This is a genomic window from Kitasatospora sp. NPDC047058 (assembly GCF_040643935.1).
Classification (GTDB): Bacteria; Actinomycetota; Actinomycetes; order Streptomycetales; family Streptomycetaceae; genus Kitasatospora.
Map to the genome: position 1 here is coordinate 20,509 of NZ_JBEYVJ010000085.1, position 7,166 is coordinate 27,674.

8 protein-coding genes are annotated in these 7,166 nt (G+C 74.8%); 4 read left to right on the forward strand and 4 right to left on the reverse strand.

Annotation, left to right across the window (positions count from 1 at the left end; all coding sequences use genetic code 11):
• Positions 1–115: 115 nt before the first annotated feature.
• The gene (locus tag ABZ885_RS15935) at positions 116–1,342 is read right to left on the reverse strand and encodes a methyltransferase (protein ID WP_360188073.1); all 1,227 of its coding nucleotides are present in this window, start codon (positions 1,340–1,342) and stop codon (positions 116–118) included.
• Between the two features lie 98 nt (positions 1,343–1,440).
• Here ABZ885_RS15935 and ABZ885_RS15940 point away from each other — a divergent pair, with 98 nt between their 5' ends.
• Together ABZ885_RS15940 and ABZ885_RS15945 are read left to right on the forward strand one after the other, a co-directional pair.
• Positions 1,441–1,842, forward strand: coding sequence for a VOC family protein (locus ABZ885_RS15940; RefSeq protein ID WP_360188075.1), 402 nt, complete (start codon positions 1,441–1,443; stop codon positions 1,840–1,842).
• Between the two features lie 30 nt (positions 1,843–1,872).
• Complete coding sequence (locus tag ABZ885_RS15945) at positions 1,873–2,247, forward strand: S4 domain-containing protein (RefSeq protein WP_360188077.1); 375 nt, start codon at positions 1,873–1,875, stop codon at positions 2,245–2,247.
• 30 nt (positions 2,248–2,277) lie between these two features.
• Here the strand turns inward: ABZ885_RS15945 and ABZ885_RS15950 are convergent, their stop codons facing one another.
• Positions 2,278–2,832 (reverse strand): HD domain-containing protein, encoded by a 555-nt coding sequence (locus tag ABZ885_RS15950; RefSeq protein ID WP_360188079.1) that lies wholly within the window; start codon positions 2,830–2,832, stop codon positions 2,278–2,280.
• Between the two features lie 121 nt (positions 2,833–2,953).
• Positions 2,954–3,889 (reverse strand): SAM-dependent methyltransferase, encoded by a 936-nt coding sequence (locus ABZ885_RS15955; RefSeq protein WP_360188081.1) that lies wholly within the window; start codon positions 3,887–3,889, stop codon positions 2,954–2,956.
• A 222-nt stretch (positions 3,890–4,111) separates the two neighbouring features.
• Here ABZ885_RS15955 and ABZ885_RS15960 point away from each other — a divergent pair, with 222 nt between their 5' ends.
• A complete protein-coding gene (locus ABZ885_RS15960; protein ID WP_360188083.1) occupies positions 4,112–5,041 on the forward strand; it encodes a polysaccharide deacetylase family protein in 930 nt (309 codons plus the stop codon).
• 49 nt (positions 5,042–5,090) lie between these two features.
• On the opposite strand, the gene ABZ885_RS15965 is transcribed toward ABZ885_RS15960, so the two are convergent.
• A complete protein-coding gene (locus ABZ885_RS15965) occupies positions 5,091–5,909 on the reverse strand; it encodes an SDR family oxidoreductase (RefSeq protein WP_360188085.1) in 819 nt (272 codons plus the stop codon).
• Between the two features lie 343 nt (positions 5,910–6,252).
• On the opposite strand from ABZ885_RS15965, the gene ABZ885_RS15970 reads away from it, so the two are divergent.
• Positions 6,253–7,122: a 3-hydroxybutyryl-CoA dehydrogenase gene (locus ABZ885_RS15970; protein WP_360188087.1), complete on the forward strand. Its 870-nt coding sequence runs from the start codon at positions 6,253–6,255 to the stop codon at positions 7,120–7,122.
• Positions 7,123–7,166: the final 44 nt, after the last annotated feature.

Genomic DNA, 7,166 nt, shown 5'->3' on the forward strand with positions numbered 1-7,166 from the left:
TCCCTCCTTGGTCGTGGCATGAATATACGCAGTACGGAACATTCATGCAAGGAGTATGCGAGGAAGCGCCCGGCCGCGGAGCCGGGCGCAGACCGGTGGGGCGGGCGGCGGCGGGTCAGCGCTTCACGGCGCGCAGGACCACGAACTTGGGGTTGCCCGCGACGAGTCGGCAGTTGCCGAAGAGGCGGCGCAGCTTGACGTGGTAGCCGAGGTGGCGGTTGCCGACCACCCAGAGTTCGCCGCCGGGCCGCAGCGCGCGGCGGGCGCCGGTGAACATCCGCCAGGCGGTGGCGTCGGTGGTGGCCTGGTGGGAGTGGAACGGCGGGTTGTTGAGGACGAGGTCCACCGAGCCGGCCGGGACGGCCTCGGTGGCGAGGGCGTCGGCGGTGAGGAACTCGGCGGGCGCGTCCGGGCCCAGGTTGGCGCGGAAGGTGGCCTCGGCGGAGGCCACCGCCTGGTGGGACTCGTCCACGAAGACCAGCTCGGCCCCGGGGCTCGCCAGGGCCGCCGCGGTGCCGACCACGCCGTTGCCGCAGCCGAGGTCGACGACGCGGGCGCCGGGGGCGGCGGCCGGCAGGTGGCCGAGGAAGAAGCGGGTGCCGATGTCGAGCCGCTCGGCGCAGAAGGTGCCGGCGTGGTTGACCACGGTGCGGCCGGCCGCCGGGCCGATGTCGCCGGGCAGCGCGTAGCTGTGCGGCCAGGGGCTGGGGCCGGGATCCAGCGCCGGGTCGGGGGTGCAGAACACCAGCCGGGCCTTGCGGACCGCGAGCGAGGTGCGGGTCGGGCCGAGGATGCGCGCGAACAGCTGGAGCGTGGAGGTGTGGATCTCGGTCACCATGCCGGTGCCGACCACCACCGTGCCGGGGTGCACGGCCGGGGCCAGCCGGTGCAGTTGGTCCTCCAGCAGCGCGAGGCTCTTCGGGATCCGGACCAGCAGGACGTCGATCCGTTCCGGCGGGGCGTCCTGGGTGGTGAGCAGCCGGGCCGCGCCGGGGGCGGCGCCGGCCCGGGCCAGGTTGGCCAGGGTGGCCTGCCGGCCGAGGTGGGAGTCGGAGACCTGCACCGGGCCGGCCGGGGCGTCGGCGGCGGCGAGCGCCGTGGCGAGGGCGGTGGTCAGGGCGCCCCAGCGGTCGCCGAGGACGACCACGGTGCGGCCGGTGAGCCCGGTGGGTGCGCCCTGGGCGCTGTCGGTCTCGCCGGCGAGGTGGCGCAGCAGGTACTCGTCGGCGGCGTCCCAGGCCCGCAGCCGCTCGCGCGGGTCCTCCGGGTAGCGGGTGAGGTCGAAGGTGCCCCACGGGGTGACGAAGGGGGGTGCGGCGGCGGGCGTGCTGAGGCGGTTCATCGTGATCTCAGGCTAGCCGACCGCCGGGCGGGGGCCGTCCGCGCGGCCGATACTGGAGGGGCCAGACCGGAGGGACCCGACCGGAAGGGGTTCGGGAAATGGACTGGAAGCTCGAAGTCGTGGTGGTCCCGGTGTCCGACGTGGACCGGGCCAAGGTCTTCTACGAGGAGCAGGCCGGTTTCACGGTGGACCACGACACCCGGGTCCGGGAGGGCGTCCGGGTCGTCCAGCTGACGCCGCCGGGCTCGCGGTGCTCGATCGTGGTGGGCACCGGCGTGACGGAGGCGCCGCCGGGCTCGCTGAAGGGGCTGCAGCTGGTGGTGCCGGACATCGACAAGGCGCACGGCGAGCTGGTCGCGCGCGGGGTGGAGGTGAGCCCGGTCCAGCACTTCGAGGCCGGCGCCCGGGTCGACGGGCGCGGCGGGGCGTGGAACTCCTTCGTGTTCTTCTCCGACCCGGACGGCAACGGCTGGGCCGTCCAGGAGTCGCCGCCGGCCTGAACCCGCCGCGCCGCTCGGTAGGCTCGGAGGATGGTCGAAGACGAGGGAAGCGTCCGGGTGGACAGCTGGATCTGGTCGGTGCGGCTGGCCAAGACGCGCGCGCTGGCGGCGGCCGCGTGCCGGGCCGGGCACGTCCAGGTGAACGGGGAGCGGGCCAAGCCCGCGCAGACGCTCAAGCCCGGGGACGAGGTGCGGGTGCGCCTCGACGGGTACGAGCGCGTCGTCGTGGTGAAGCGGCTGATCCGCAAGCGGGTCGGCGCCGTGGTCGCGGCCGAGTGCCTGGTGGACAACAGCCCGCCGCGGCCGCCGCGCGAGCAGGTCGCGGCCGCCGGCGAGCGCGACCGGGGCGCCGGGCGGCCCACCAAGCGCGACCGGCGCGAGCTGGACCAGCTGCGGCAGCGGTAGCCGTCGGCCGGGTGCGCCGTCCGGCGCCCGCTACGCGTTCCGGACGGGGTACCCGGCCTGGACGGCCAGCCGGCGCGGCGCGTCGTCGCCGACCCGGGTGAGCAGGTCGTCCAGCTCCAGGAACACCTCCCACCGCTCCCGCCGGGCGGCGATGGCGAGCCGGTCGACCACCCGGTCCTCCAGGTCGCGGACCCGGCTGTTCTTCCACGCCTTGTCGGCCAGGCTCACCAGCAGTTCCTCGGTGCTGATGCCGGGCCCGCCCCAGCTCGCGTGGGTGCGGGCGAACCGGGCGAGCCGCTCGGGGACGCCGTGGGCACGCAGCAGCTCGTAGCCGGCGGGCTCATGGGCGGAGCCGGGCGCGGAGAGCTCCTCCGGGTGCACGGTCTTGCCGATGTCGTGGGTGGCGGCCCCGAACAGCACCGCCTCGCGGTCCAGCGCGAGGCGCGGGCAGGCGGCGGCGCACCAGTCGGCGATCGTCCGCGCGACCTCGTGGACCAGGCTCAGGTGGGCCACCAGCCGGGGCGGCGCGTCGACGGCCTCCAGCAGCCGGGCGGCGGTGGCGGGCAGGGGCGGGAGGCCGGGCACGGTGGGGGCGGGCCCTCTCGGGTGACGGGTTGTCAGTGGCGGGGGTTAGCGTCGGGGTCACGGGGGCGCGGGGCGGCCCCGGCGCTCTGGAGGGGAGGCGCCGGGGCCGGTCCGCGAACGGTCAGCGCTTGAACGCGACGCCCGCGTACGCCGAGACGTCCTGCCAGCCCTCGGGGAGTTCACCGGTCGGGACGTGCCCGGCCTCCGGGCGCCAGAGCGGGAGTTGGACCAGACCGGGGCCGGCGAACTCGAAGTCGCCGAAGAACGGCTCGACGCCGGCGCGCGGGCGCAGGACCAGCGGGGCGCTGGCGCTCCGGTAGATCCGGGCGCCCTCGGCGGCGCTCTCCCGGGAGGCGAAGTCGGGGCTGCCGTGCGAGAGGACCAGCGCACTGCCGGGGGCGAGCGCGTCGCGCAGCGTACGGACGATCGCCTCGGCGCCGTCCTCGTCCCGGATGAAGTGCAGGACGGCGACGAGCATCAGGGCGACCGGCTCGCCGAGGTCGACGGCGGAGCGCAGGGCGGGGTGGTCGAGGATCGCCGCGGGTTCCCGCAGGTCGGCCTCGATCACCGAGGTGTGCCCGGCCGGGTGGCCCGCCAGCAGCGCGCGGGCGTGGGTGGCCACGATCGGGTCGTTGTCGACGTAGACCACGCGGGCGTCCGGGGCGACCCGCTGGGCGACCTCGCTGGTGGAGCCGACGGCGGGGATGCCGGTGCCGATGTCGATGAACTGGCGGATGCCCCGGCCGGCGACGAACTCCACGGCGCGGCCCAGGAATTCGCGGTTGGTGCGGGCGAGCAGCGGCAGTGCCGGGTAGGCGGCGATGGCGGCCTCGGCGGCCTTGCGGTCGGCCTCGAAGTTGTCCTTGCCGCCGAGGTAGTAGTCGTACATCCGGGCGGTGTGCGGGACGCCGGTGTCCAGCTCGGTCGGCGGCCGCCAGTCGTCGGCGCGGGCCCAGTCCCAGTCCGCGGCGGTCCCTGCGCCGTCCGCCGTGCCGTTCTCCGTGCCGTTCTCCGCGCCGGCGGATATGCCGGCCGTCGCCGTGGTGTCCTCGTGCATCCTGCTTCCGCCCCCTATGCCTCGTTGCCGGAATGCCTGCCCCGTCGCGGTCCGTGCACTACCACGCGGTGCGCCGTGATCGTATCCGACGACACTCCGTGGAAACAGCGGGAGTTCAGGTTTCCGCACCCCTCCACGGAGGAATGTGTGCACGTCAAACACGGCTCGCGGGCCCGCCCGTCGAATCGCCCCGGCGTGTCGCCGTCTCTATGCTGACTGCCGATGACTGCCGACCGGATGACCACCTCCCGCCGCTCCGTCCTGCGCGCCACCGCCCGGATGGCCGCTCTCGCCGCCAGTGGCGGGCTGCTCACCGCCTGCGCCGACGGCGGCCCGCGCCGGGCCGACCCGGGGGCGCTCGCGGTGCACCCCGGCACCGTTCACCCGGGCGGCGGTGACCCGGCCGCGGTGGACCCGGCCTGGGCCGGCGGCGAGGGTCCGGCCTCGCCCGCCCCGACGGCACCGGCCACCGCCACCCCCTCCCCCGACCCGTCCGCCGTCACCGCGCCGCCGGCCCCGCCGGTGCTGGCGCCGCTCGCCCCCGGCACCCCGGTCGAGGTCGCGTACGGGCCGCGCACCGGCAGGAACGTCGCGCTGACCTTCCACGGCAGCGGCGACCCGAAGCTCGCCACCGCCCTGCTGGAGATCGCCGAGCAGCGCGGCGCCCGGCTGACCGTGATGGCGGTCGGCAGCTGGCTGGACCAGCAGCCGCAGATGGCACGGCGCGTCCTGGACGGCGGCCACGAACTGGGCAACCACACCCAGAACCACCTGAACATCTCCGCGATGACGCCCGACCAGGCGCGCGCCGAGATCGCCCAGTGCGCGGAGCGGCTGCAGCGGCTCACCGGTTCGATCGGCCGCTGGTTCCGGCCGTCCGCGGCCCAGTACGCCACCCCGATGGTGCGCGAGCAGGCGAAGGCGGTCGGCTACGAGCACGTGCTCGCCTTCGACGTCGACCCGCGCGACTACAGCGATCCGAGCGCGGCCGAGTTGCAGCGCCGGGTGCTCGGCTCGGTGAAGGGCGGCTCGGTGGTCGCGCTGCACATGGGCCACCAGTGCACGGTCGACGCGCTGCCCGGGATCCTGGACGGGCTGGCCAGGTCCGGGCTCAAGCCGGTGACGGCCAGCGGCCTCTTCGCCCCCGCCTGACCGGCCGGGGCCCGGGGCCGTCCGGCGGATCCCGTCGGATGCCCCCGCCTTATGCCATCGGGTCCTCCGGGCCGTACGGACGCAGCCGCAGCGTCCGGGCGTCGGCCTCGCGGATCTCCTCGGCGCGGCGGACCAGTTCCTCCAGGTTGTCCCGCCCGGCGTGGATGAACCGGCCGTGCAGTGCGTCGAAGCGGCCGCGGGCGGCGTCCACGGTGACCGCGACCATGTACGGGATGGAGCCCCAGGCCTTCATGTCCCGGAACATCGGCATGCCCGCCGTCATGTCGGTGGCGACCGCGCCGGGGCTGATGTCGAGCACGACCACGTGGTGCTCGGCGAGCGAGTCGGCCATGTTGTCGGAGAGTTGGAGCAGCGCGCCCTTGGAGGTGGCGTACGCGGTGTAGTGGCCGTCCGGGCGCAGCGCGAAGCCGGAGTTGAGGTTGACGACCCGGCCGCGGCGGCGTTCGACCATGCCGGGCAGGATGCAGCGCAGCAGGTTGTAGGGGCCGCGCAGGTTGGTCTCGACCACCTGCCACCACTGGTTGGCGTCGGTCTCCCAGAGCGGCACCTCGGCCCGGTCCACCTGGCCGGCGTTGTTGACCAGCAGGTCGACCGGGCCGAGGTCACGCTCGACCACCCGGACCGCCTCGCGGACCGAGGCGGGCCGGGTGACGTCCGCGGCCACGGCGACGCCGCGGGCGCCGTGCCGGGCGCACTCCTTGAGGGTGGCGGTGACGGTCTCGTGGGTGCGGCCGACCAGGCCGACGGCCATGCCCTCGGCGGCAAGGCCGACGGCGATCTCCCGGCCGATGCCCCGGCCGGCTCCGGTGACCAGGGCGACCTGTCCTGTGAGCGATCCCGTTGCCATCCCCGTGCTCCCTTCGCTGCCGGCGTGCCCCGCCCGTCCCCGGACCCGTCCGGCCCGGCCCGGGGCCCGTCTCCCGGACCCCCGGCCGTCCCGCATTCTGTCCGGCCGCGGGCGTTCCGGCCCGGCGGGCGCACGGGCCGCGGACCACGGGGTCACCCGTCCGGCGCAGCCTCCGGCCGGCCGGTCCGCCCGGGGAGGGGATGACCTACTCGCCGGTACGGAGTAGTAACGTCGTCGGAGCGGTGCACCGGTGCCCATATACCGGAAAACCGCCCGCTGAACAGCGGCTTGCTGGACACCTGTCGCCGGGGCCGCACCCCCGGCGCAACCGAAGGGCAACTGAGTGAGTGACATCGCGCGCGTCGGAGTGATCGGCTGCGGTCTGATGGGGTCGGGCATCGCGGAGGTGTTCGCCCGGGCCGGGCTGGACGTCCTGGTGTCGGAGGCCAGCGGGGAAGCCCTGGAGTTCGGCCGCACCCGGCTGACCAACTCCCTGGAGACGGCCGTCAAGCGGGGCAAGCTGACCGTCGAGCAGCGCGACGAGGCGCTGGCCCGGCTGAGCTTCACCACCGACCTCGCCGATTTCGCCGACCGTGACCTGGTGGTCGAGGCGGTCGCCGAGCGCGAGGACATCAAGGTCCAGATCTTCCAGACGCTGGACCAGGTGATCGAGCGCCGGGACGCGATCCTCGCCTCCAACACCTCGTCGATCCCGATCGTGAAGCTGGCCGCCGCCACCACGCGCCCGGAGCAGGTGATCGGCCTGCACTTCTTCAACCCGGCGCCGGTGCAGAAGCTGGTCGAGGTGATCCCGACCCTGACCACGTCGGCCACCACCACCGAGCGGGCCGAGGCCTTCGCCGTCGAGGTGCTCGGCAAGGAGCCGATCCGCGCCCGTGACCGGGCCGGTTTCGTGGTGAACGCCCTGCTGGTGCCGTACCTGCTGTCGGCGGTGCGGATGTTCGAGTCGGGCGTGGCGACCGCGTCCGACATCGACAAGGGCATGGAGGCCGGCTGCGCCCACCCGATGGGCCCGCTGCGGCTCTGCGACCTGATCGGCCTGGACACCATCGTCTCGATCGCCGAGTCGATGTACGACGAGTACAAGGAGCCGCTGTACGCCGCTCCCCCGCTGCTCTCCCGGATGGTCGACGCGGGTCTGCTGGGCCGCAAGTCCGGCCGCGGGTTCTACGACTACACCGCGAGCGCCTGAGCACCGGCGTGCCGCCCGGTTCCGTCCGCCCCCTCGGCGGACGG